Origin of the sequence: Cupriavidus oxalaticus (assembly GCF_038900635.1) — a bacterium.
Lineage (GTDB): Bacteria > Pseudomonadota > Gammaproteobacteria > Burkholderiales > Burkholderiaceae > Cupriavidus > Cupriavidus oxalaticus_B.
Genome location: NZ_JAYMRX010000016.1, coordinates 1 through 25,693 on the forward strand (window position 1 = coordinate 1; position 25,693 = coordinate 25,693).

Annotated in this window: 17 protein-coding genes; 11 read left to right on the plus strand and 6 right to left on the minus strand. The window is 66.5% G+C overall.

What is annotated here, in order from left to right; all coding sequences use genetic code 11:
• The 3 genes from VSR71_RS22725 to VSR71_RS22735 all read right to left on the minus strand — a co-directional run.
• The coding region (locus VSR71_RS22725; RefSeq protein ID WP_342916058.1) for a VCBS domain-containing protein at window positions 1-1,506 on the minus strand (1,506 nt) is incomplete at its 3' end.
• 90 nt (window positions 1,507-1,596) lie between these two features.
• Window positions 1,597-2,979, minus strand: coding sequence for an HlyD family type I secretion periplasmic adaptor subunit (locus tag VSR71_RS22730; RefSeq protein WP_342916059.1), 1,383 nt, complete (start codon window positions 2,977-2,979; stop codon window positions 1,597-1,599).
• The gene (locus tag VSR71_RS22735; RefSeq protein ID WP_342916060.1) at window positions 2,963-5,155 is read right to left on the minus strand and encodes a type I secretion system permease/ATPase; all 2,193 of its coding nucleotides are present in this window, start codon (window positions 5,153-5,155) and stop codon (window positions 2,963-2,965) included. Before VSR71_RS22735 ends, VSR71_RS22730 begins: the two co-directional genes overlap by 17 nt.
• A 668-nt stretch (window positions 5,156-5,823) precedes the next feature.
• Between VSR71_RS22735 and VSR71_RS22740 the strand changes: the two genes are divergently transcribed.
• The 8 genes from VSR71_RS22740 (at window position 5,824) to VSR71_RS22775 (ending at window position 15,856) form a co-directional block, all read left to right on the plus strand.
• Complete coding sequence (locus VSR71_RS22740) at window positions 5,824-9,201, plus strand: bifunctional diguanylate cyclase/phosphodiesterase (RefSeq protein ID WP_342916061.1); 3,378 nt, start codon at window positions 5,824-5,826, stop codon at window positions 9,199-9,201.
• A 78-nt stretch (window positions 9,202-9,279) separates the two neighbouring features.
• On the plus strand, window positions 9,280-9,990 hold the full coding sequence (locus tag VSR71_RS22745) for a hypothetical protein (protein WP_342916062.1): 711 nt from the start codon (window positions 9,280-9,282) through the stop codon (window positions 9,988-9,990).
• Between the two features lie 387 nt (window positions 9,991-10,377).
• A complete protein-coding gene (cspE, locus tag VSR71_RS22750; RefSeq protein WP_342916063.1) occupies window positions 10,378-10,581 on the plus strand; it encodes a transcription antiterminator/RNA stability regulator CspE in 204 nt (67 codons plus the stop codon).
• Window positions 10,582-10,710: 129 nt separating this feature from the next.
• The gene (locus VSR71_RS22755) at window positions 10,711-10,968 is read left to right on the plus strand and encodes a hypothetical protein (RefSeq protein WP_342916064.1); all 258 of its coding nucleotides are present in this window, start codon (window positions 10,711-10,713) and stop codon (window positions 10,966-10,968) included.
• 1 nt (window position 10,969) lies between these two features.
• Window positions 10,970-12,019: a multidrug transporter subunit MdtN gene (mdtN, locus tag VSR71_RS22760; protein ID WP_342916065.1), complete on the plus strand. Its 1,050-nt coding sequence runs from the start codon at window positions 10,970-10,972 to the stop codon at window positions 12,017-12,019.
• Window positions 12,000-13,967, plus strand: a complete 1,968-nt coding sequence (locus tag VSR71_RS22765) for an FUSC family protein (RefSeq protein WP_342916066.1) — start codon at window positions 12,000-12,002, stop codon at window positions 13,965-13,967. Before mdtN ends, VSR71_RS22765 begins: the two co-directional genes overlap by 20 nt.
• Complete coding sequence (locus VSR71_RS22770; RefSeq protein WP_342916067.1) at window positions 13,954-15,492, plus strand: TolC family protein; 1,539 nt, start codon at window positions 13,954-13,956, stop codon at window positions 15,490-15,492. The genes VSR71_RS22765 and VSR71_RS22770 overlap by 14 nt, the downstream gene beginning before the upstream one ends.
• 145 nt (window positions 15,493-15,637) lie before the next feature.
• A complete protein-coding gene (locus tag VSR71_RS22775; RefSeq protein ID WP_342916068.1) occupies window positions 15,638-15,856 on the plus strand; it encodes a hypothetical protein in 219 nt (72 codons plus the stop codon).
• 82 nt (window positions 15,857-15,938) lie between these two features.
• Here VSR71_RS22775 and VSR71_RS22780 read toward each other — a convergent pair whose 3' ends face one another.
• Window positions 15,939-18,176, minus strand: coding sequence for an NADP-dependent isocitrate dehydrogenase (locus tag VSR71_RS22780; RefSeq protein WP_342916069.1), 2,238 nt, complete (start codon window positions 18,174-18,176; stop codon window positions 15,939-15,941).
• Window positions 18,177-18,532: 356 nt separating this feature from the next.
• On the opposite strand from VSR71_RS22780, the gene VSR71_RS22785 reads away from it, so the two are divergent.
• The gene (locus tag VSR71_RS22785) at window positions 18,533-19,903 is read left to right on the plus strand and encodes an esterase-like activity of phytase family protein (protein WP_342916070.1); all 1,371 of its coding nucleotides are present in this window, start codon (window positions 18,533-18,535) and stop codon (window positions 19,901-19,903) included.
• Window positions 19,904-20,131: 228 nt separating this feature from the next.
• On the opposite strand, the gene VSR71_RS22790 is transcribed toward VSR71_RS22785, so the two are convergent.
• Entirely contained in the window at window positions 20,132-21,673 is a 1,542-nt protein-coding gene (locus VSR71_RS22790; protein ID WP_342916071.1) for a methyl-accepting chemotaxis protein, read from the minus strand.
• A gap of 273 nt (window positions 21,674-21,946) precedes the next feature.
• Here VSR71_RS22790 and VSR71_RS22795 point away from each other — a divergent pair, with 273 nt between their 5' ends.
• On the plus strand, window positions 21,947-22,378 hold the full coding sequence (locus tag VSR71_RS22795; RefSeq protein WP_342916072.1) for a TIGR01841 family phasin: 432 nt from the start codon (window positions 21,947-21,949) through the stop codon (window positions 22,376-22,378).
• 23 nt (window positions 22,379-22,401) lie between these two features.
• On the plus strand, window positions 22,402-24,159 hold the full coding sequence (locus VSR71_RS22800) for a SulP family inorganic anion transporter (RefSeq protein ID WP_342916073.1): 1,758 nt from the start codon (window positions 22,402-22,404) through the stop codon (window positions 24,157-24,159).
• Between the two features lie 100 nt (window positions 24,160-24,259).
• Here the strand turns inward: VSR71_RS22800 and gdhA are convergent, their stop codons facing one another.
• A complete protein-coding gene (gdhA, locus tag VSR71_RS22805) occupies window positions 24,260-25,603 on the minus strand; it encodes an NADP-specific glutamate dehydrogenase (RefSeq protein WP_342916074.1) in 1,344 nt (447 codons plus the stop codon).
• Window positions 25,604-25,693 lie beyond the last annotated feature (90 nt).

A 25,693-nucleotide genomic window follows, 5' to 3' on the forward strand; every position in this document is an offset into this window, starting at 1 on the left:
CTGGTCCGCTGACACCACCGTCAGCGAATCGCTGACCTGTTGCCCTGCGGTCAGCGCATCGGCCTTGCTGTTATCGAGCGTGTAGGTCCAGGCCCCGGTGTTGCTGTCGAAGGTGAAGGTGCCGTAGCGCCCGGCAAGGCTGTCCGGCGGCACGGCAGCAAAATGCGCTTCACCGGTATCGACATCGCTGACCGTCAACGTGCCGCTGGCCGATGCATCACCGGCAACAGCGTTGGCAAGTCCCCCAGCCTCCGTCACCGACGAGTCTTCGCTGGCCGACGCATGGATGCCAGCCACATCGTTGGCGCCATTGATCCGGATACGCAGCGTCGACGCCGCCGCCGCCTGCCCATCGGTCACGCTGTAGCTGAAAGTGTCGTCGACATGGTCACCCGCGCGCAGTGCCTGCACCAGCGCATTGCTGTTGTCCAGCGTGTAGCTGTAGCTGCCGTCGGCATTGATCTGCAGCGTGCCATACTGGCCGACATAGGTGCCGGGACTCGCCACCGCCAGCACATTGCCGGCGTCGATGTCGCTGTCATTGGACAGCACATTGCCGGTGATCGGATTCGGATGGTTGTCTTCGCCCATGCCATGGGTATCGGCCGTGGCCGTGGGCGCATGGTTGTCGTAGCCGGCGAAATCGCTCCGGGCTAGTTCATGCAGGCCGTTGATCTGGATGACCATCTCCGCCGTGGCGGGATTGCCATCGACATCCACATAGACATAGGTATTGCCGCCCGATTGGCCGAACCAGGCGCCATGTGCGGTCGGTGTGCGCCCGCCCCATTCGAAGCCGGTCTGTCCCAGCACCGGCCGCAGGTCGAGACGGTCGGTGCCGCGCTGGAAATCGGTGATGACATCCATGCCGCCGGTCGCAGAATCCAGCACGGCGTTGTAGACGAATACATCGCGGCCCGCCCCACCGCTCAGCAGATCGCCGCCGGCGCCGCCGCCGATGGTGTCGTTGCCGCCTTCGCCATAAATGGTGTCCTTGCCGTTCCCGCCGGTGATGACGTCGTCGCCCCCCACGGCGGCGTTGTTGCCGTTGTCACCGTAGATCAGATCGTCGCCATTGCCTGCGGCGATGCGGTCATTGCCGGGCTGGGCCGACTCATGGCCGCGCCCGAGCTGGTAATCGGCGTAGCTGTCGAAGCCGTCGCCATAGATCGTGTCGCCGCCATTGTCGCCGGTGTAGAGCGCGGAGCCCCCATCGAGGCTGCCGATCACGTCGTCGCCGCTGCCACCATAGACCGCATCGGCGCCGTTGCCGCCCGACAGGCTGTCGTTGCCGCGTCCGCCGAATACGCGGTCTTTGCCGTTCGCGCCGAGCAGGGTGTCGTTGCCGTCGCCGCCTTCGACGATATCGTCGCCGTTGCCGGCGTCGACGTAGTCGTTGCCATCGCCGGCGCTGACATAGTCATTGCCGTTTCCGCTCAGGATGGTGTCGCTGGAAGTGGTGCCGATGATGTTGTCGCTGCCGTTGCCGCCAGTCAGTGTTGCCATGGTTTCCCTCTCTCCGTCCTGAATGCCGGCCTGGTAGCCGTGTCTTGCTGGTTATGGTTGTGCGCAGGCAGGATGCCTGCCCCTTTGCGCTTATCGTTCCCGGAATGCCAGCTCCCGGGTCTTGATGATGGGCTTGAGCAGGTAGTGGAGCACTGTCTTCTGGCCCGTCAGTACATCGACCGTGGCCACCATGCCGGGCAGGATGGGCACCTGCACGGCGCTGCCGCCGGGGCGGTTGTCGCGGGTGCGCACACGCACCAGGTAGTAGCTCTCGGGCCGCTCGCCCGGGCGCTCCGGCGTCAGCGTATCGGCGCTGATATGTTCGACCGTGCCGGGGAATCCGCCATAGATCGAGAAGTCATAGGCCGACAGCTTGACCACCGCCGGCTGCCCTGGACGCAGGAAGGCGATATCGGCCGGGCGCACGCGCGCCTCTACCAGCAGCGTGTCTTCCAGCGGCACGATCTCCACCAGGTCCATGCCGGGCTGCACCACGCCACCCACGGTATTGACCTTGAGCTGCTTGACGATGCCTGACAGGGGCGCGCGCACCAGCGTGCGGTCGACGCGGTCCTGCAGCGCGGTGTTGGTCGCGCTCTGCGCCGCCTGTTCGGCCTTGGCCTGGTTCAGTTCGCGCATGGCCTCGGCGCGGAAATGCGTGGCCGCCTCGTCCAGCTTCTGCTGGCTCTCGCGGTAGGCCGCTTCCAGCCGCGGCATGGCCAGCCGCGTGGCCTCGAGCTCGCCCTTCAGGTCGTTGGTCTGACGCTCCAGCCGCAGCACGTCGACGTCGGACACCACCCCCTGCGCCACCATTGGCCGCATCATCGCCAGCTCCTGCGCCACCAGCCGATGGCTCTGCCGCAGTTGCTGTTCGCGCGAGCGCTTCTCGGTCAGTTCCTGGCGGCGCTGCTCGGACTGCTGGCGCAACACCGCCAGGTTGGCTTCCAGCGCGCGCTTGCGGGATTCGAACAGCGAGCGTTCCTCGGCGACAAAGCGGCGGCTGTCGGCATCGCCGGCCACGCTGTCGACGAACGCCGTGCCGGCGGCTTCGGCGCTCAGGCGCGCGATGCGCGCCACCAGCGCATCGTCCTTGGTGCGGCCTTCCTGGTACGAGGCGGTGAAGCGGGTATCGTCGATGCGCATCAGCGGCTGGTCCTTGTGCACGACCTGCCCCGGGCGCACCATGATCTCCGCGACGATTCCGCCTTCCAGGTTCTGCACCACCTGAACCTGGCTGGACGGAATCACCTTGCCCTCGCCCACCGTCACTTCATCCACGCGCGCCAGCGCGGCCCAGGCCAGCGCCGCCACCACGAACAGCAGCGCGCACAACAGGATCCAGTGCGTGAACCAGCGCGACCCCGCCACCGCTGCCGCCTCGCGCTCGCCCATGAATGCGGTGTCGTCCGCGTGCGGCCGCAGCGCGGCGGCCAGGCGGCGCAAGAGGTTCCGGGTCTCAGGCAGAAGCGACATGGAGCTTCCTCCCCGCGAGCGCGTTCAGCACATCGGCCTTGGGTCCGTCGGCGACGATGCGGCCCTGGTCCATCACGATCAGGCGGTCGACCAGGCTCAGCAGCGAACCGCGGTGCGTCACCAGCAGCAACGTGCGCCCACCCAGCGCCGCGGACAGCCGCGACTTGAACTGCTCCTCGGTGCGGTTGTCCATCGCGCTGCTGGGCTCATCCAGCAGCAGCACCGGCGGTTGCAGCAGATCGGCGCGGGCGATCGCGATGGCCTGGCGCTGCCCGCCCGACAGACCTTCGCCGCGCTCGCCGAGCCGGAGGTCATAGCCGTCCGGCAGGCGGTCGATAAAGTCGCTGACGCCACCCAGGCGCGCCGCGCGCAGCACCGCCTCGTCGTCGGCATACGGGGCGCCCATCACGATGTTCTCTCGCACGGTGCCGCTGAACAGCATCACCTCCTGCGGCACATAGCCGATATCGCGCCGCAGCGCCGCGGGGTCGAGCTGGCGCACGTCCGCGCCATCGACCAGCACCGAGCCAGCCTCGGGTGCGTACAGGCCCAGGATCAGCTTCTCGACGGTGGTCTTGCCCGAACCGATGCGGCCGATCAAGCCCACGCGCTCGCCGCTGGCAATGCGGAACGACACGCCATCCAGGGCGGCGCCCTCACGGCCCGGATAACGAAAGCTGACCTGCCGGAATTCGATCTCGCCGCGCAACGACGGCCGGTGCACGAAATGCCTGCCGGGCGGGCGCTCGACCGGCAATGCCATCATCCGGTCGATCCCGGCCAGCGCGGCGCGCGCCTGGTGGTAGCGTGTGGTCAACCCGGCCATCTGCGACAGCGGCGCCAGCGCGCGCCCGGCCAGGATAGTGCAGGCGATCAGGCCGCCCATGGTGAGCCGGTCTTCGGCAATCAGGTAGACGCCGATGACCACGACCACCAGCGTGGCGGCCTGCTGCGCGAACAGCGACACGTTGATCACGCACGCCGAAAGCAGGCGTGCCCGCAAGCCAAGCTTCGCCATCTGTCCGACGACCTGCTCCCAGTTGCGCTGCGCGGCCCCTTCGGCACCTACGGTCTTGATGGTCTCCAGCCCGACCAGGGTTTCAACCAGCGCGGCTTGCCGCTGCGCCGCGCAGGCACTGCTTGCGCGCACCGCGCGCGACAGCGGTCCCTGCAGGGCCGCGCTGACGCCCAGCACCAACGGTACCGTCAGCAGCGGGACCCACGCGAGCGGGCCGCCGACCCAGAACATCGTGGCAATAAAGACCGCGGCAAACGGCAGGTCGATCAGCGTGGTGATGGTGGCCGAGGTCAGGAAATCTCGCACCGACTCGAACTCGTGCAGCTGGCTGCTGAGGCTGCCCACCGACGCAGGCCGCGACTTCATCTCGATGCCCAGCACCTTGCCGAACACCGTCGCGGATACCGTCACGTCGATGCGCCTGCCCGCGACGTCGACAAAATAGCCACGCAGCGTACGCATCGCCAGCTCGAACAGCAGCACCAGGCCCACCCCGATGGCCAGCGCCCACAGCGTCTCCAGCGCATGGTTCGGCACCACGCGGTCATAGACGTTCATGGTGAACAACGGCATGGCCAGCGCGAACAGGCTCAGCAGCAGCGAGGCGACCATCACCTCGCCATAGACCGGCCACGACTCGCGCATCACCCCCCAGAACCATTCGTGGGGCGAAGCCGGCGCGCCGTCGTGAGCCGTATCCAGACGATGCGCGGGCCTGGCAAAGATGGCATGGCCCGAGTAGCGCTCCAGCAGGTCTTCGGTGCGCACAGCCTGCTCGCCGCTGCCGCATTCGGGCAGCGCGAGCACCAGCGTGCCCGCCTCGCCGCGGCGCAGCAATACGCAGGCCTGTCCCTGGTCGAGCAGCAGGATCGCGGGCAGCACCAGCTCAGGGATTTCTTCCAGCCTGCGCCGCACGAGCCGCGCCGACATGCCGGCCCGGGCCGCCGCCCGCGCGAACAGCGCCGGGGTCAGGCGATGGGATGCAAGCGGCAGGCCGGCAAGCAGCGATTCGGCCGTCGCCGGCCGGTGGAAGTAGTGGGCCAGCCAGAGCAGGCAATCCAGCAGCGGATCGTCCGGACGCGCGTCGCGGCATGCCGGGTCCGGCAGGTTCCAGCCGGTATCCCGGGCCTCCCGCGCAGGGATGGCGGCGGCATGCATGGCCTAGGTCCTCGCGCCTCAGCGTCCGCGCGCGCTGCGGCACCGCAGTGCCATATGGCATGGCGCCGCTACCTTGCCGCGGCACGCCGCTGCCGCACGCCATGCGCAAGGCATGCGTCGATTGCATCCATCCATGGTTCCCCCGGTCCCATTTGGTGTGACGTTTTTTGCAAGCGTATGCGACGGGGGGACGTGCGCCCATCCTGCAAATGGCGCAACGGGGACATTTGAAACGCCTGTCAGCATCATCCATATGGCGTTTCACGCAGGCAACAGCTTGGGAGCCGAACCGGTCGCCTGCGCTTACGCTGACCGTCGCAACCACAGCATCTCGGGATGTCGCGCCGAGCGATGAGATTTTTCACTTTTCCCATCGTTGACATGTCTCCTATTTTTGTAGCTTCGGACACGTCCACGCTCGCCTGCCCCAGCGTGCCGTCACCCGGTTGGCACGCTGCATAGCCGCATCCGAAAGCCTTCTTTTTGACACCCCACTTAAGGAGGGTGTTTACCGTGCAATATTTGACGCCTGTCAACCTCTGCATGCTATAGATTGTTAAGACATTTAGAACTACCGGTTCACGTAGAAGGACCGGGCAAAGTCCAATTTCGTATCAGTCGCCGGCGATGGCCGCAATGGTCGCCGCCGGCATCCGGGGGAAACAATCTTGCGCCAGACGCTTGCGCGCATGCGGGGGCCGCTTGCCCGCCTTGGGTCGCGCACCATCACGGCGGGCACGATGCTGCTCGGAGCGCTGACGACGGCCGTCGTCTATGCGTTCTGTACCGATTTGCTGGAAAGGGATGTCCGGCTGCGTTTCGAAAACGATACCGGCGACGTCGTCCAGCAGTTCGACACGCGGATCCGGCTCTATACGGACGTGCTGGTCACGATGCAGGCGCTTTTCGGCGCCAGCGACCACGTCACGCGCAGCGAGTTTCGGGATTTCGTCAGCGGCTTGAACCTGGCGCAGCGCTACCCCGGCTTTCAGACCCTCAACTACGCGCCCTATGTGCCGGCGTCCGAGATCGACGCCTTCGTCGCCCGGCAGCGCACCGATCCGATCCTGCGCGAAGCTGGCGTGACCTTCAGCGTGCGCCCGCCTGGCAAGCGGCCGGGCCACTTCGTGCTCACCTATGTCGAACCGCTCGACATCAACCTGGCGTCGATCGGCATCGATATGGGGGCCGAGCCGCGCCGCCTGGCGGCGCTGGAGCGCGCACGCGATACCGGGCAATCGGTCAGCAGCGGCCGCCTGATTTTCAGCGAGGCAAAAAACCCGCACGTCGGCATCGCCCTGCGCCTGCCGGTGTACCGCAAAGTGCCGGACCTCAACTCCGTTGAAGCGCGCCGGCACGCCTATGTTGGCTCCGTCGGCGCGGGCATCCGGGTGGACGATTTGCTCAAGGAACTGGTCAGCAACGAAAACCTGCGCCGGATCCGGTTTCGCGTCTATGACGCCGGGGACTTCGCGGAGCCAGCCGCTCCCCTGTCCGCGGGCAACCTCCTTTATGACAGCCTGACCGGGCTGGCCAGGCCCGGACGCACCCGGGCTGCGGATGGCCGCGCCCGGCCTGGTGCGGCTGGTGCGGCGACACCCGCGGACGCGCCAGCGGTACCTGACGCCAGCCAGCAGGACCTGACCAAGAGCGTGGTGCGCAACTTCGGCGGGCGGCGCTGGGTGATTGCCTTCGCTGCCGACCCGAACGCGATGGGTGGTCCCCAGCGCTATCTGCCAACGCTCGTGGTGGCTTCGGGCCTGATCATCAGCGTGCTGCTGGGCTGGCTGGCCTACGCGCTGTCGAGTTCGCGAGCGCGCGCCGTCGCCACCGCCGAGCAGATGACGCACAGCCTGCGCGAGAGCCAGGCAGCGCTGGCCGAGGCGCAGCAAATTGCCCACCTTGGCGACTGGCGCATCGACCCGGGCGAGAACGTCGCTTACTTTTCGCGGGAGATGGCAAGACTGCTCGGCTGGCGCGGCAACAAGCCGACACCGGAGGCGCTGTTCCAGGCAATCGAGGACAGTCATCGTGCCGTGCTGCGAGAGAAGATGGAGGCAGCCTTGCGCGACCGTCAGCCGTTCGAATTCGAGTGCCCCTACCGTTCCCAACGCGGACGCCGGGGCTGGTTGCATCTGATCGGTCAGGCGCACGGAACGGGCGTGAACAGCACTGTCTTGCGCGGTACCGCGCAGGATATCAGCCAGCGCAAGTCTGCCGAACGAGCCCGGGCACAGGAGCATCAGATTACCCTGCATCTGGCCACCGCCGCCAGTGAAACCGAGGTGCTCGAGGAGATCGTTCACACGCTGCTCGAAGACATGGACTGGGAGGCAGGTGCCTTCTGGCCAGCCGACGACAGCCATGGCCTGAAGCTGCCGCAAATCTGCCAGAGCCGCGTCAAGGCGCTCGAACCCTGGCTCGCCGCGCGCCCCGCCCTGCCGGCTGGCGCCGCGGTCCTGCAGGCGCCGCAGTGGTACGCAGGCCACCTTGGCATGTCGCGCCATGCGCAAGCCGGCTGGCTCGCCACCGGCGGCCTGCGCACGGTGTTCGCCTTCCCGCTGAGCCGGGGACACGTGACGCTTGGCGTCGTCGAACTCTATTCCCGCGTCAAGCGCAGCCCCGATGCGCATGCGCTGGCGATGGCCGGCGGCATCGCCAGCCAGACCGGGCACTTCCTGCTGAGGCGCCAGGCCGAGGAGAACCTTCGCTTCATTGCCAACCACGACGCCCTCACCGGCCTGCCGAACCGATTGATGTTCAAGGCCGAGTTCGAGAAAGCGCTGGCCCGTGCCCGCACCGACGGGCAGGCCCTGCACGTGATCTTTGTCGACCTGGATGAATTCAAGGTCGTGAACGACACGATCGGCCACAACGCAGGGGATACGGTGCTTCGACAAATGGCCGACCGGCTGCGCGAGGGCTTGCCCGATGTGGAGCTGATCACCCGCTTCGGCGGGGATGAATTCGTCGTGCTGCTGGATCCCAAGGGCGATTCGATGATCCTGGGCCAGACCCTCGCCAGGATACAGGCAGTGCTGGCACCCGGTTTTGTCGTCAACGATTCCGAAATGCGGATGACTGCAAGCATCGGCATCAGTTCGTTCCCCGAAGACGGCAACGACTGGCAGACATTGCTCAAGCATGCCGACCTCGCCATGTACGGGGCCAAGCAGCTTGGCAAGAACGGCTACCAGTTCTACACCCGCGGCATGAGCACCACGCTGCAGCGGCGCATCGACATGGAGTCGCACCTGCACCGCGCGCTTGAGCAGGACGAATTCGTTCTCTATTACCAGCCGCGCATTGCGCTCGCATCGGGAGCCTGCACCGCAGTCGAGGCATTGATACGCTGGCGCCATCCGGAGCTGGGCCTGGTCATGCCCGGAGATTTCATCCCCTTCGCGGAGCAAAGCGGCGCCATTGTCGAGATCGGCGCGTGGGCGCTGCGCGAAGCGTGTCGCCAGAATGCCGCGTGGCGTGCCCAAGGCCTGCCGCCAGTGCGGGTTTCGGTCAATCTTTCCGCCCGGCAGTTCGCCGACAAGTCGCTCAGGCTGACCATCATCGATGCCCTGCGCCAGGCGGGGCTGCCGGGCAACCTGCTGGAGCTGGAACTGACCGAAAGCATGATCATGCGCGATGCCGAACAGGCTTCGAACTGGCTGTCTCGCCTCAAGCGCACCGGCGTGCGGCTGGCGATCGATGACTTCGGCACCGGCTATTCCTCGCTCGCATACCTGAGCCGCTTCCCGATCGATACGGTCAAGATCGATCGCAGCTTCGTTCGTTACGTACCGGAAAGCCGCAGCGACACGCAGATCACCAGCGCGGTGATCGGGCTCGGCCACCGGCTCGGCCTCGAAGTCGTCGCCGAAGGCGTGGAAACCGAAGCCCAGCTCGAATTCCTGCGCCGCGAAGGCTGCGACGAAGTGCAGGGCTACTACTTCAGCCATCCGCTGCCGCTGGCGAAGGTCACTGCCTTCCTCGCCAGCCGCATGGAGAATGGCCCCGCTTTCGAACGGGGCCAGCAACCGATGCGCGCATGACTGCTGTCGGTCAGGTGTGCATTGTGCAGTGGCATTTCAGGCAGTCCAAAATCAGCCAAAAAAAGAGGAAACTGAATCATGCAAGACCGTACTGTGCAAACCATGTGGGAAGCCATCGGCGCGCTCGATTTCTCAAGGATGAAGGCCAAGCTGCTGCACCAGCAGCATCGGGACTGGACGCTGGAATCGCTGGAGCAGGCCGAGCGCGGCTACCGTCAATTCCTGAAGCTGGCAGCGAAGTATCCGGAGACGCCGGCGGTGCCCAGCGAACTGGTCGACGCATTCTGGCATGCGCATATCCTGGATACCCGGCGCTATGCCGATGACTGCATGCAAATCTTCGGATATATCCTGCATCACGATCCCTACGTTGGCATCGATGGTCCGGAAGACGAAAGCCGCCTGATGGCAATGGCTGCGACGAGCGATGCGCTGTTCGTGCGCGAGTTCGGCAGCCCGCTCACCTCCGCCGCTTACTGCGCGCGCGCCGCGGCCGACAACGCCGCATATTGCGCGCGCGAGGCAAAGGAAAAGAATGCCGCGTATTGCGCGCGCATGGCAAACGAAGAGAATGCAGCATATTGCGCGCGCATGGCCGATCGGCCGGATGCCGCCTACTGTGCGCGCATGGCCGCGGGGGACGCCGCCTACTGTGCTCGCCTGGTCTCAGGCGAGGCCGCGTACTGCGCAAGGCTCGCAGCGACCGGGGAGGTCGTACCTCAAGGACATTCGGCCGCTGCCAAGCCCGCCTATTGTGCCTTGACGTCGCCTCAGGCTGCGGCTTGCTGACGACAGTCTGACCTGTTGGCCACCTCCACCTGGCCCCCTTCGTTACTGCGACGCAAGTCGCAGTAACAGGGCGATCCCAGCAAGCGTCCAAGCAATTGGCGTTCCAGGCTTGCAACCCCATCGTCCCTGTCCCGGGTTATGTCTCGCAAACGGCAAGTTGTGACGTCTAGTTGTGACGTCTTCTCCATTGCAGACCTCGGCCGCATAGTCCAGGTTTTGAATGCCGAACTTCAATCGGTCGCGGCGGTCTTGGCACCAGCGTGCCTCTTAGGCTATTCTGGCAATCCGCGGCGGCATGCCAGCGGTCGACAATATTTGAGCGTGGCGAGGATTCCGGAAGGGGAATCGATAGCGCGCTCTCCATGCTCACCAAATTTCGAGGATCACATGGCGACGGGCACTGTGAAATGGTTCAACAGCGAAAAAGGCTATGGGTTCATCACACCGGATGATGGCGGCAAGGATTTGTTTGCCCATCACAGTGAAATCCAGGGCAGCGGGTTCAAGTCGCTGGAGGAAGGCGCGAAAGTCGAATTCGAAGTCACGCAAGGCCAGAAAGGCCCCCAGGCATCAAACATTCGCAAGCTGTAAGCGCTCGCCTGGGTGCACCATTGAAGAAGCCCTTCCGGAATCTCGAAGGGCTTCTTTGTTTTCAGGGCTACAGCCTGCCGGCGGCGCGCTGGAAGTCCGATTGTGCCGATCCATTCAGATCCGGATTCCATGACACGCCCGCTTGCGCTTGTTGCGTTGGCCGCATTGCTCCAGGGATGCGCTGGCGCCCCCTCCTTCAGCCTGTTCGGCGCCTATTTCCCGCTCTGGCTCCTGAGCGCCCTGGTCGGCATTGTCGGCGCCGTCGTGTCTTACCGGATCTTCATCATGACAGGCTGGGCGGAAACGGTCCGCTACCAGCTCCTGGTCAATACCGCGATCGGCATCGTGATCGCGGAATTCGTCTGGCTACTGGGCACGGGGCACTGATATGAAAATGGCCGGCATCCGCACGAGCCCGCTGCGTGGCAAGCTGGTGGCGCTGGCCATCGTTCTGGCAGCCGTGTTGCTCTCCGTCTACGCCTGGCAGCGCACGCTGCGCTTCCCTTCCTCGGACGATGCCTCGCTCGATGCCGACCTGGTCCACATCGCATCGCCGGTCGGCGGCCGGATTGCGCGCATCCACGTCGTGGAAAACCAGCAGGTGGACAAGGGTGCGGTCCTGTTCGAGCTCGACCCGGTGCCGTACCAGTTGGCCGTGGCGCAGGCCCGCGCCGACCTAGAGCTGGCGCAGGCGATGCTGGGCACACGGCAGCGCACGCTCACCAGCGAGCGCGCCGCAGCCGCGGTGGCGTCAGAGCAGACCACGCGCGCCGAGCAGAACTACGCACTCACCGCGCGCACGGTGGAACGGCTGCGCCCGCTGGCGGCGGACGGCTATGTGCCCAGGCAGCAGCTTGACCAGGCGCAGGTGGCGCAGCGCGACGCCGCCGTATCGCTGAAGCAGGCCAATGTGCAGCGGGCCGCCACCGCGCAGGCGGTGGGCAAGGACGACGACGCCGTCGCCACCGTGCATGCGCGCGAGGCGGCGCTGGCAATTGCGCAGCGCGCACTGGACGACACCGTGGTGCGCGCCCCGCATGCCGGGCGCGTAAGCGGGCTGACAGTGCTGTCCGGCGAAGTCGTGATCCCCAACCAGTCGCTGTTCCTGCTGGTGCATACCGGCGAATGGTTCGCGGTGGCGAACTTCCGCGAGACCTCGCTGGCCGACATCCATATCGGGGACTGCGCCACGGTCTATTCGATGATCGACCGGCGCCATGCCATCCGCGGCAAGGTGGAAGGTATCGGCGTCGGCATCACCGATACCGACCGGATCAACCTGCCGCGTTCCCTGCCCTATGTCCAGCCTTCCGTAAACTGGGTGCGCGTGGCCAGGCGCTTCCCGGTCCGCATCAGGCTGGAAGACCCGCCGCAGACGCTGGCGAGGGTCGGTGCCAGCGCAACCGTCGAGATCCGGCATGGCGCAGCCTGCCGCTGACCGGCCGCGCCTGCGCCTGGCGGATATCCGCGCGTTGCTGGCGCCGCTGCCGGGCCGCCCGGCGGCCGCCACGCGGATTGCGGTGGCCGGCACGCTGACGGTACTGGTGACCAGTATCTACGGCACGCCTGAAGCGGCCATCTCCGCGTATGTGGTCTTCTTCGTCAACCGTGCGGACCGCACCTCCAGCATTGTCATGAGCGTGGCGGCGCTGGTGCTGGTCAGCCTGGTCATCGGCATGGTGATGTGGCTCGCCGATTTCAGCATCGACGACCCGTTGCGCCGCGTCGCGTGCATGGCGGTAGTGTCGGCGGCCCTGCTGTTCCTGACGTCCGCCAGCAAGCTGCGGCCGGTCGGCGCCATCATGGGGATGATCGTCGGCTTTGCACTTGACGAGCTCGGGCTGGTGCCGGCGGGCGAGGTCGCCACCCGCGGCCTGCTCTATGCGTGGCTGATGGTGGCGATCCCGCTTGGCGTCAATGTCGTGGTCAACCTGCTGCTGGGACCGTCGCCGCGCCGGCTTGCCACCGACCGCCTGGCCCATTGCCTGCGCACGGCCGCGCGCAGCATGCGGGAACCCGACGGAGAACCCGACGCGCTGCAGGCAGTGCTGCGCGACGGCGTCCGGCCAGTCGCGGGCTGGCTGAAACTGGCGAAGCTCGAAGGCAGCCTGCGCGCGGACGACTTGCCCGCCCTGCGGCAAGCCACGTCGTCCACCATGGCGATCCTGCTCGCGGCCGACGTCGCGCGCCGTCAATCCGGGGCGCAACTCCCGGAAGCCGTCGCTGCGCCAATCGCCGCCAAGCTCGACGCGATGGCGGCCATGCTCGAAGCGGGCGGCTATCCGGTAGACATTGCACTGGCCGTTCCCGGCATCGAAGACCTTGCACCCGTGCAGCGAGCGGTTGCCACGGAATTGATTGGCGCCATCCAGCGCTATGCGGAGCCGGCAGAGCCGACACCACCGGAGGCAGCCGACACAGCGCATGGGGGCTTCCTCCTTGCCGACGCGTTCTCAAACCCTGACCATGTCCGCTACGCCCTCAAGACCACTGGCGCGGCGATGTTCTGCTACCTGCTGTACCAGCAACTGAACTGGCCCGGCATTCATACCTGCTTCATTACTTGCTACCTGGTGTCGCTCGGCACCGCGGCGGAAACCGTGGAGAAGCTGGCACTGCGCCTTGCCGGCTGCCTGGTCGGCGCGGCGATCGGCACGGTGGCGCTTGTCTACATCGTCCCGTCCCTTGCCTCTGTGGGTGGACTGATGTTGCTGGTGTTCGCCGGCACGTGGATTTCCGCGTGGGTGGCGCAGGGGTCCCCGCGCATTGCCTATGCGGGCTTCCAGGTGGCCTTTGCTTTCTACTTGTGCGTCATCCAGGGTGCCGGTCCGGGCTTCGACCTGACCATCGCGCGCGACCGCGTGATCGGCGTAATGCTGGGCAATCTTGTCGTGTTCCTGGTCTTCACGCGGATCTGGCCGGTCAGTATCGCGGGACGCATCGAAGCGGCACTGGCAACGCTGGTCGGGCAATGGCAGCAACTGATCGCAGCCCGCCAGCCGGACACGCGGCGCCGTCATGCCACTGCCGCCATGGCACTTCACGGCGAGATCGCGCAAGACCTGGTGCTGGCCCACTATGAGCCGGCATCGATAGGCGCGGGGCGGGACTGGGTCGACGACCGGCGCGCGCGCCTGGCCGTGCTCGATGCGATCGCCGGCCCGGTCTTCCTGCTCGCGGAACGCTTTCCTGGCGATCCGGAAATCGCGCGCCGGCTGCAGCAGCTGCGCACCGCCGATCTATCGCAGCCAATGCCGCAGGCTTGCGGCAGCGACGACACAGAAACCCGTAACGCCCTGCTCGCCATTGTCGACCGGCGCCTCGCGGCATTGCGTGCCGGGTCACCGGATCCGACCAGCTCGTCGACCATTCATGCACAAACCTGATTCGCTCGCCCTGCTGCTGACACTGGGCGCCGCGACCCTGGCAGGTTGCGCGACATCGTCCCTCGATCTCGCCCCGCCTGAGCCTGACCGGCCATGGCAACCGCAGACCTCTGCCCGCGGCGAGATCGTGCCGGGCGCGGCCAGCAAGCCGGCACCGGCCGGCCGGCCCGCCGACTACACGCTGCCGATTAACACCGCGCTCGCGTCGGTCCCGCAGCCCGCAGCCGTCGACGCCTCGCATGACTACTTGCTTGCCGAGCTGATAGACCTTGCGCAGTCCACCAACCCGCTCACCCGCATCGCCTGGAATGACGCGCGCAATGCGGCGCTGGCTGCCGGTATCGCGCGCAGCAGTTATCTGCCGTACATTTCCGCGGCGGCGATGGGCGGCTTCCAGCGCGGCCACAGCGCATCGCCGACCACGCTCGGCACGCTGGGCGTGGACGCGTCCACGCATGGGGCCGTCTCGGTGCTCTCCCTGCAATGGCTGCTGTTCGATTTCGGCGAGCGCGCGAACCTTGTCGATGCCACCGAACAAGTCTCGATTGCCGCCAATATTGCCTTCTCCGCAGCGCACCAGAAGACCATCCACGAGGTCAGCCTCGCCTTCTACCGCTACCAGGCCGCGCGCACCCGCGCCGGCACCGTGCAGCAGGCCATGCGCAACGCCGATGCGGTGCTGGCTGCCGCCAACGCGCGCTACCAGCGGGGAATCGGAACCGTGGTGGAGGTGGCCCAGGCCACGCAGAACCGCGCGCAGACCAACCTTGCCATGGTGCAGGCGCAGGGCTCGGAGACCGACGCCTACCTCGCGCTGGTCAGCGCCATCGGCATCTCGCCACTGTCCAGGCCCCGCATCGCCGCGATGCCGGTGCGGCCGTTCCCGCCGGCGGTGCGCGCGTCGATCGAGCAGATCGTGGAAAGCGCGATCGCGCGCCGGCCCGACGTGCTCGCGGCATATGCCGCGGAACGGGCCAGCCAGGCCAGGGTGAAGGCCGCCCAGGCCAGTTTCCTGCCCAAGGTATTCCTGTCCGCATTTACCTCATACGCCTCCGGCACCTCGGGCATTACCGCGATCCCACCGGTCGGACAGCAGCCGCCCACGGTCAACCTGAGCGGATACCGCTACGGTGCCAGCGTGTTCCTCGGCGTGACGGTGCCCATCTACGACGGCGGCCTGCGCTCCGCGGCGCTGGCGCAAGCGCGCAACGATGCCGACAGCGCGTCGGCCCGGCTGACGCGCGCCAAGGAAGAGTCGGTGCGGCAGGTGGTAGCCAGCCAGAGCGCGCTGGAATCGAGCATCGCAGCCGATGAGGCCGCACGGGCGCTGGCCTCGGCGGCACAGACCACTTACGACGCGGCCTTTGCCGCCTACCGCCGGGGCGTCGGTTCCGTCACTGAAGCGAATCTGGCGCAGAACCAGTTGCTGCTGGCGCGCAACGCAGCCGCCGATGCCTACAGCGGCGCGCTGGCGGCGGCCGCGACGCTGGCGTTGGCCACGGCCTCCATCGGTCCCGATCGCTAGTGGCCGCGCACACCATGGAACCCGACGCCGGGTCAATGCACGTCGGCAGCCCGGCACGAAGCTGCGGCAATAGGCGCGGCTTGCGCCGGCTGCGTCGCGCGCTGTCCATGCGTGCTACAGTGCCGCATCGAACGGACAAGACCGGATGACACTCTGCACTGCCTGCCAGGCCATCGAACGCCACCGCCGCGGCGCCCCCGGGCATGCCGCGCTGCGCATCACCGATACCCAACGCATCAAGCCGCCCGGGTCAGCCGCGGTGACCATCAGCACCTTTGTGTGCCAGGACTGCGGCGCGCGCTGGACTTACCGGGACCAGAAAAAGGGCACGGAACAAGGCTGGGAAGTGCAGCAGGACACTTAGCCCGGCCCGAAAAAGAAAAAACCCCCGGGGACCTCGTCCCCGGGGTTGCGTCCCTGCCGGCCCGTCATGCGGGCCGGTCCGGTCAGGCAGTGACCGACGCCAGCGCGGCGTTCAGCGTCTGGCTCGGGCGCATCGCTGCGCTGAGCTTGGCTGCGTCCGGCTGGTAGTAGCCACCGATGTCGACCGGCTTGCCTTGCACCGCAGCCAGCTCGGCCACGATGTTCTGCTCGTTGTCGGTCAGCGTCTTGGCCAGCGGCGCGAACTTGGCGGCCAGTTCCGCGTCGTCCGACTGGGCGGCCAGTTCCTGGGCCCAGTACATTGCCAGGTAGAACTGGCTGCCGCGGTTGTCCAGCTGGCCGGTCTTGGGCGACGGGCTCTTGTTGTTGTCGAGCAGCTTGCCGGTGGCGGCATCCAGCGTCTTCGCCAGGATCTTGGCGCGGGCATTGCCGGTCTTGATGCCGACGTCTTCCAGCGACACCGCCAGCGCCAGGAACTCGCCCAGCGAATCCCAGCGCAGGTGGTTCTCTTCCACCAGCTGCTTGACGTGCTTCGGAGCCGAACCGCCGGCGCCGGTTTCATACATGCCGCCGCCGGCCATCAGCGGAACGATCGACAGCATCTTGGCGCTGGTGCCCAGTTCCATGATCGGGAACAGGTCGGTCAGGTAGTCGCGCAGGATGTTGCCGGTCACCGAGATGGTGTCCAGGCCGCGGATCACGCGTTCCAGCGTGTAGCGCATGGCGCGCACCTGCGACATGATCTGGATGTCCAGGCCGTTGGTGTCGTAGTCCTTCAGGTAGGCCTCGACCTTCTTGATCAGCTCGGCCTCGTGCGGACGGTACGGGTCCAGCCAGAACACGGCCGGCATGCCCGAGTTGCGCGCGCGCGTGACGGCCAGCTTGACCCAGTCGCGGATCGGCGCGTCCTTGACCTGGCACATGCGCCAGATGTCGCCCTGCTCGACGTTCTGCGTCAGCAGCACTTCACCGGTGGCCAGGTCGACGATGTTGGCGACGCCGTCTTCGGAGATCTCGAAGGTCTTGTCGTGCGAACCGTACTCTTCAGCCTTCTGTGCCATCAGGCCGACGTTCGGCACCGTGCCCATGGTGGTCGGGTCGAAGTTGCCGTTGGTCTTGCAGAAGTTGATGATTTCCTGGTAGATCCGGGCAAAGGTGCTTTCCGGGATCACGGCCTTGGTGTCCTTCGGACGGCCGTCGGCACCCCACATCTTGCCGCCGATGCGGATCATGGCCGGCATCGACGCATCGACGATCACGTCGTTGGGCGCGTGCAGGTTCGAGATGCCCTTGGCCGAATCCACCATCGCCAGTTCCGGGCGATGCTCGTGGCAGGCGTGCAGGTCGCGGATGATCTCTTCGCGCTTGGAGCTGGGCAGCGACTCGATCTTCTCGTACAGGTTGACCAGGCCGTTGTTGACGTTGACGCCCAGTTCGTCGAACAGCGCGCCGTGCTTGGCGAAGGCTTCCTTGTAGAAGATCTTGACGGCGTGGCCGAACACGATCGGGTGCGACACCTTCATCATGGTCGCCTTGACGTGCAGCGACAGCATCACGCCGGTGGCGCGGGCATCTTCGAACTGCTCTTCATAGAAGGCGCACAGGGCCTTCTTGCTCATGAACATGCTGTCGATGATCTCGCCGTCCTGCAGCGAAACCTTGGGCTTGAGCACGATGGTCTTGCCGCTCTTGGTGATCAGCTCCATCTTGACGTCGCGCGCGCGGTCGAGCGTCAGCGACTTTTCGCCGTGGTAGAAGTCGCCGTGCTTCATGTGGGCCACGTGCGTGCGCGAGGCCATGCTCCACTCGCCCATGCTGTGCGGGTGCTTGCGCGCGAAGTTCTTGACCGCGGCCGGGGCGCGGCGGTCGGAGTTGCCTTCGCGCAGGACCGGGTTCACGGCCGAGCCCAGGCACTTGGAATAGCGCTTCTGGATGGCCTTTTCTTCGTCGCTCTTCGGGTCTTCCGGATAGTCCGGCACCTTGTAGCCCTTGCCCTGCAGCTCGCGGATGGCGCTGACCAGCTGGTGCACCGAGGCGCTGATGTTGGGCAGCTTGATGATGTTGGTTTCCGGCAGCTGCGTCAGCTTGCCCAGCTCGGCCAGGTTGTCCGGCACGCGCTGTTCTTCGGTCAGGAATTCGGGAAACTCACCCAGGATGCGGCCGGCGACGGAGATGTCGCTGGTGGTGACGTTGATGCCGGCCGGCTTGGTGAAGGTCTGGATGATCGGGAGGAACGCACTGGTCGCCAGCAGCGGGGCTTCGTCGGTCAGCGTGTAGATGATGGTGGGTTGCTGGGTACTCATTGCTTCTCTCAGATCCTCTATCGGTGGGTGGGATATCTGCCTGCCAGGCAGTGGGGTGCCATGGCAGGGCAACAAACTAGGCGAAAAATAGAATTTTGCCTCAGTTTGCTTTCAGGAGTCTGAAAACCTCCGTATTTTGCGCGGCAATCGGGCAGAAAATCGGGCCCGCGCCCGGCCTGTGGCGCCCGGTTTCGCCGGTTGCACCCGAACGGTGCCGCTCAGGCACCCAAATTGACATTTCGGGACAATGCGTCGCCAGACGGCCACTCCTCAAAGTGCGCCCGACGGATCACAGACTTGTCAAACTTGGCGCCGACAATGTCGGCTTTTGTCCTCTCGACGCCAAGGAACCGATCATGTCCCGAACTTTGCCTGCCCTGGCGCTGGCCCCGCTCGCCGTGGCCGCAGCGCTGCTGGGCGCCCTGCCGGCGTGGGCCGATGCGCCCGAAGCCTTCCCCGCCACGCTCGCCGGTCATGCGGTGCTGCCCGCGCAAACCCTGCTGGCCGCGCCCAAGGACGCTCCGGCGGATTTGCAGGTCAGCGGCAAGTTCACCACCGCGCAGCGCACCGAGACGCCGGGCACGATCGAAGGCAAGTCCAACGGCCGGCCCACCGGCGTCTCGCTGCCCTTCCGCGGCCAGCCGGCCCAGGGGCACTCCGGCATCAAGCGCGTGGCCGACGGCAGCTTCTGGCTGCTGACCGACAACGGCGCCGGCGCCAAGGCCAACTCGCCTGACTTCATGCTGTACCTGAACCAGTACAAGGTGGATTTCGGCACCGGCCAGTTCCGGCGGCTCAAAACGATCTTCCTGCACGATCCGGACAAGAAGGTGCCGTTCCGCATCGTCCACGAGGGCACGAAGCAGCGCTACCTGACCGGCTCGGACTTCGATACCGAGAGCTTCCAGTTTGCGGGCGGCGCCATCTGGATCGGCGACGAGTTCGGTCCGTTCCTGATCAAGGCCGACATGAACGGCAAGGTGCTGGCGGTGTTCGAAACCATGGTCGACGGCAAGGTGGTGCGCTCGCCCGACCATCCGGCGGTGACCGCGCCCGGCGCGCCGGACGCCGCCATCAAGTTCCAGGTAAAGCGCTCGAAGGGCTTCGAGGGCATGGCCGCGTCGCCCGTCGGCAGCAAGCTGTATGCGCTGCTGGAAGGCGCGCTGTGGAACGAAGACGCCAGGGCCTATGAGAGCGAAGGCGGCAAGCCCTACCTGCGCGTGCTGGAATTCGACGTCAAGCAGCAGGCCTGGACCGGCCGCCACTGGAAGTACGTGCTGGAAGGCGCCAGCCACGCCATCGGCGACTTCAACATGATCGACGCCAGCCATGGCCTGATCATCGAGCGCGACAACGGCGAGGGCACGCCGGACAAGGCCTGCCCGGCCGGGCAGAAGCGGCCGGACTGCTTCGATGATGTGGCGAAGTTCAAGCGTGTCTACAAGGTCGAACTGACCGACGCCAATGCCGGCGGGCCGGTGCGCAAGATCGGCTATGTCGACCTGTTGCGCATTGCCGACCCGGGCAAGCTGGCGCGCAAGCCGCTCACCGACGGGGTGCTGGCGTTCCCGTTCTTTACCATCGAAAACGTCGAGGTGGTCGACGCCACGCATATCGTGGTCGGCAACGACAACAACCTGCCCTTCAGCAGCAGCCGCGAACCGAATCGCGCGGATGACAATGAGCTGGTGCTGCTGGAGGTGGGGGAGTTTTTGAAGGCGCGGTAACGGCCTTCCGCGAGGCACTGGGGCTAAGCGCACTGCCGGTGTGCTCCCCTCTCCCGCCTGCGGGAGAGGGGCCGGGGGTGAGGGCCGGCGCTGGCAATATTGACGCCCTGCACGCCGTGGAGGCTCCGACCCTCACCCCCACCCCTCTCCCACTTCGCGGGAGAGGGGAGCGATCGCGCGGGGTGGCAGCCAGCTCCCATGCGCTCGCAATGTCACGCCTCGATTTATTTACGCCGCCAGCCTGAACGTCGCCACCGCTTCCTTCAGCCGCTGCGCCTGCTCCTCCAGCGAACCCGCCGCCGCGGCGGCCTCTTCCACCAGCGCCGCGTTCTGCTGCGTCACCGTATCCATCTGCGTCACCGCCTGGTTCACCTGCTCGATCCCCGAGCTCTGCTCGGCCGACGCCGCGCTGATCTCGCCCATGATGTCGGTCACGCGCTTGACCGCCGCGACGATCTCTTCCATGGTCTGGCCAGACTGCGTCACCAGCATGGAGCCCTTCTCGACGCGATCGACCGAATCCCCGATCAGCGCCTTGATCTCCTTGGCCGCGGTCGCGCTGCGCTGCGCCAGGCTGCGCACTTCGCCCGCCACCACGGCAAAGCCCCGGCCCTGCTCGCCGGCACGCGCCGCTTCCACTGCCGCGTTCAGCGCCAGGATATTGGTCTGGAAGGCAATGCCTTCGATCACGGCGATGATGTCGACCACCTTCTTCGACGCGCCGTTGATCTCTTCCATGGTCTCGGCCACCTTGCCCGCGACTTCGCCGCCCTTCTCGGCGATGTCCGAGGCATTGACCGCCAGCGTGCTGGCCTGGCGCGCGTTGTCCGCGTTCTGGCGCACGATGCTGGTCAGCTCTTCCATGCTGGCCGCGGTCTGCTGCAGCGACGAGGCCTGTTCCTCGGTACGCTGCGACAGGTCGGTGTTGCCGGCCGCGATCTGGCTGGTGCCGGACACGATCGACTCGGTGCCAGCGCGCACCTGGCGCACGATGCGCAGGATATTGGCGTTCATGTCAGCCAGTGCCTGCAGCAACTGGCCGGTTTCGTCGCGGCTGTCGACCTCGATGCGGCTGGTGAGATCGCCGGAAGCCACGGTGCGGGCCACCGCCACGGCGCGATGCAGCGGGCGCGTGATGCCGCTGGTCAGCCAGACCGAGAACGCAATGCCGATGCCGAGCACCACCACGCCCAGCACGATCAGGCTGTTGCGCGCATTGACGTAGATGCCGTTGATCTCGCGCGCGGTGGCGTCGATGCTGGTGCGCTGGATGTCGAGCAGCTTCTGGATCTCGGCCAGGTAGGCGTCGCCGGCGGGGACGAACTCTTTCTCCAGCACCTGGTTGGCCTCTTCGGTCTGGCCTTCCTGCTTGAGCCTGGTGATCTTGTCGCGGCCGTTGTTGTACGGGTCGCGCACGCTCAGGATCTTCTGGAACGCGGCCTTTTCCTGCTCGGAACTGAGCATCGGCTGCAGCTTGTCGCGCAGCTGCGCGATGCCTTCGATCGACGCCTTGGTCTCGGCGGCAAAGAACTGGCCCAGCGAAGGGTCGGCGCTGCGTGCCACCGCGGTGGTGCGGCGCACGCTGGTGTGCATGAGCCGGTACCAGTCGCTGACCAGCCTTTCCTTGGTCAGCGGCTGCTGCATCATCGCGTGGGTGCGCTCTGCCACCTGCTGCAGGCGCAGCATGCCGAATCCCGTCATGAGCGCCGACAGCAGCAACACCACCCCAAAGCCAATGCCGAGGCGGACCCCGATTCCTAGATTCTTCATATCTTCTACCTGATTAGGACTGGTTACGGCGAAGTGCTGGCGCCCGGTGGCGCCGCGTTCTCCGCTCTTGTCGTCCGCGGGCGGGCCCGATGGGCCGGCGCAGGTGCGGGCTATGGATAGCAACGGCTTAGGGGACCGAAACTTTAGGGTCTTCCTCGATTGACGACGAGAACTGTGCGGATTGCGGCTATAGTGGAGTGATTCCCGGCGCAGGGGCCGCCCAGCCGGTTCGCGCCTCCGTTGTTCACGCTTTCCCCCACCTGGAGATCTAGCATGGCCACGCCTCCCAATCCTTTTGCCGATTTCACCAAGCTGATGGAACAGTTCCGCGTGCCGGGCCTCGACATGAACGCCGTGATCGAGGCGCGCCGCAAGGATATCGAGGCCTTGACCGAGGCCAACCAGCTGGCCTACGCCGGCATGCAGGCCGTGATGCAGAAGCAGCAGGAAATCTTCATGCAGACCATGCAGCAGGTGCAGGCCGCGGCGCAGCAGTACGGCACCGCGGGCAATCCGGCCGAGGCCATGACCAGGCAAGGCGAGCTGGTGCAGCAGGCACTGCAACAGGCGTTCGAGAACATGCGCGAGCTGGCCGTGACCGCGCAGAAGGCGCAGGCCGAGGCGCTGGCCATTATCGGCAAGCGCGCCGAGCAGAACGTCAAGGAGGCCGGCGAGCTGTTCCAGCAGCCCGGAAAAAAGGGCTAGCGACCGGCCGTGGTATCGGAAGCTTGCCGGAGCGGTCCCGAAACCTGCTGCGCGCCACGCTGGCGCGCCTGATGCCCGGCGCCGCCGAGCTGCTGCACTACCGCCGCGCCGATTTCGGCGTGGACCTGCAGGCCGGCATCTCGGTGGCCGCGGTCAGCCTGCCGATCAGCGTGGCCTATGCCCAACTTGCCGGATTCAGCCCGGTGGTGGGCCTGTACAGCGTGGTATTGCCGATGCTGGCCTATGCGCTGTTCGGCTCGTCCCGCCAGATGATTGTCGGGCCCGACGCTGCCACCTGCGCCATGATCGCGGCGACGCTGTCGCCCTTGGCGCTGCCCGACAGCGAGGACTACCGGGCGCTGTCGGTTTCCCTGACCTTGCTGACCGGCGTGTTCTGCGTGCTCGCCGGCAAATTCAGGCTCGGGTTTCTTGCCGATTTCCTGTCGGTGCCGATCCTGGCCGGCCTGCTCAACGGCGTGGCCATCAATATCGCCTTCAGCCAGCTCGGCAAGGTCACCGGACTGGCGCTGGCCGGCCGCGACGTGATCGGCCAGGCGGAGTCGCTGCTGCGGCAGCTCGGCGGCATCCACTGGCCCACCGCCGCGCTGGCCGCGCTGACGCTGGCGGTGTACTTCGGCGCCCGGGCCTGGCAGCCGCGCGCGCCGGGTGCGTTGTTCGCGCTCGCGGTGGCGACCTTTATCACGTGGATGCTGGGATTGCAGGGGCTGGGGGTGCAAGTGGTCGGCCCGGTGCCCGCCGGCCTGCCGCCGCTGATCGCGCCGTCGATGCCGCACGAGCTGTTCGGCACGCTGGTCCCGGCCGCTGCAGCGCTGGCGCTGGTGTCGCTCAGCAGCGGCCTGCTGACCAGCCGCAGCTTCGCCGCGCGCAACGGCTACAGTGTCGATGCCAGCCAGGAATTCATCGGCATCGGCGCGGCCAGCATCGCCAGCGCGCTCAGCCAGGGCTTCGCGGTCAGCGGGTCGAGTTCGCGCACCGCCATCAACGAGGCCGCCGGCGGGCGCACGCGCATGGTGTCGGTGGTCGGCGCCCTGGCCGTGCTGCTGGTGTTGCTGTTTCTCACCGACCTGCTGGCCGCACTGCCCGCGGCGGCGCTCGGCGCGATCCTGATCGCGTCGGCGTTCAGCCTGTTCGACTTCGGCGGCCTGATGGCGCTGCGCCGCTACAGCCGCAGCGAACATGGCATTGCGCTGGTGACGGTGGCGGGCGTGGTGCTGCTGGGCGTGATGTCGGGAATCCTGCTGGCGGTGGCCATTGCCCTGCTGCGCTTCCTGGCGCAGATGGCGCGGCCTGGCGAGCAGCAGCTTGGCCTGTGGAGCGGGCACGACGGCTTCTACGAACTCGCCCACTACCCCGAGGCCAGGGCCGTGCCGGGCCTGCTGATCTACCGCTTCGAGTCGCCGCTGACGTTCTTCAACGCGGACTTCGTGCGCCAGCGCGTACTGGCGCTGGCGGGGCTGCATGACGCCCGCTGGGTGGTGATCGATGCCATTTCGATTGCGCATGTGGACCTGACCGGCGCCACCATGATGCGTGACCTGCGGTCCCAGCTCGCGGCGCAAGGCTCGCAGCTGGTGATCGCGGGGCGTACGGCGCAGCTGACCGCATGGCTGAGCCAGCGCGGCATCGCGCCGGAGAGTACCGGGATTCTGTTTTATCCGTCCAAGCAGGCTGCGCTGGAGGCGTACCAGGCTGCCGGTCCGCATGGCGGCATCGGCTTGCACCTTCCCGCCGGCCCGATGGCAGGAGATCCGGCTGCGTGACTGCCGGGCGGTCCGGTCCGCTCGGTCGGCCCGCATCCCGGGCACCACACTACCTGACCGGCAAGACGGCCGGCATTGCACCGGCCGTCCGGTCAGATCGTCAGATCACCCCTTGCGCCAGCATGGCATCCGCCACCTTGACGAAGCCGGCGATATTCGCGCCTTCCACGTAGTTGATATACCCGCCCGCCTTCTGCCCGTGGTGGATGCAGTTCTGGTGGATGTCCTTCATGATCGCGTGCAGCTTCTCGTCGACCTCGGCGTGGTGCCACGACAGGCGCATTGCGTTCTGCGACATCTCCAGCCCGGAGGTCGCCACGCCGCCGGCGTTGCTGGCCTTGCCCGGCGCGTAGAGGATCTTTGCGTCGACGAAGCGGTCGACGGCTTCCAGCGTCGACGGCATGTTGGCGCCTTCGGCCACGCAGATCACGCCGTTGCCGAGCAGGGTTTCGGCATCGTTGCCGTCGAGCTCGTTCTGCGTTGCGCACGGCAGCGCGACGTCGGCGGGAACGTGCCACGGGGTGCGGCCGGCCTCGAAGGTCATGCCGTGGCGGGCGGCAAAGTCGACCAGGCGGCCGCGCTCTTCGTTCTTGAAGGCCATGACTTCAGCCAGCTGCCCGGTGGTCATGCCTTGCGGGTAGTGCAGCACGCCGCCGGAGTCCGACAGGGTCAGCACCTTGGCGCCCAGCTCGATCGCCTTCTCGGCAGCGTATTGCGCCACGTTACCCGAGCCGGAGATCAGCACGCGCAGGTCGTCGAATGCGCGGCCGCGACGGTGCAGCATTTCCTGGGCGAAGTAGACGGTGCCGTAGCCGGTGGCTTCCGGGCGCATCAGGCTGCCGCCGTAGGCCAGGCCCTTGCCGGTAAACACGCAGGCGGACTGGTTCGACAGCTTCTTCATCATGCCGGCCATGAAGCCGACTTCACGCGCGCCCACGCCGATGTCGCCGGCCGGGATATCGGTGTCGGGGCCGAGGTGACGGTAGAGTTCGGTCACCAGCGCCTGGCAGAAGCGCATCACTTCGCCATCGGACTTGCCCTTGGGATCGAAGTCCGAGCCGCCCTTGCCGCCGCCCATGGGCAGCGTGGTCAGCGCGTTCTTGAAAGTCTGCTCGAAGCCCAGGAACTTCAGGACCGACAGGTTCACGGTCGGGTGGAAGCGCATGCCGCCCTTGTACGGGCCGATCGCCGAGCTGTGCTGGACGCGGAAGGCGCGGTTGACCTGCACCTGGTTGCGGTCGTCGGTCCAGGCTACGCGGAACTGGATCACGCGCTCGGGCTCGACCAGTCGCTCGAGCAGGGCCTGGTCGGCGTAGCGCGGATTGCGCTCGACAAACGGCCAGAGCGTCATCATCACTTCCTTCACGGCCTGGAGGAATTCAGGTTGATTGGGGTCGCGGCGGGCGACCCCCGCCAGGAATGCGTCGAGGGAAGGAGCGTTCACGATGTCTCTGATGTGCTGGATGCTGGGTCTGGTCTGACGGCCCTGCCGGCTGGTGCCGGTCTCTGGAGCCGCCTGGCGTTGCGCCGGGGG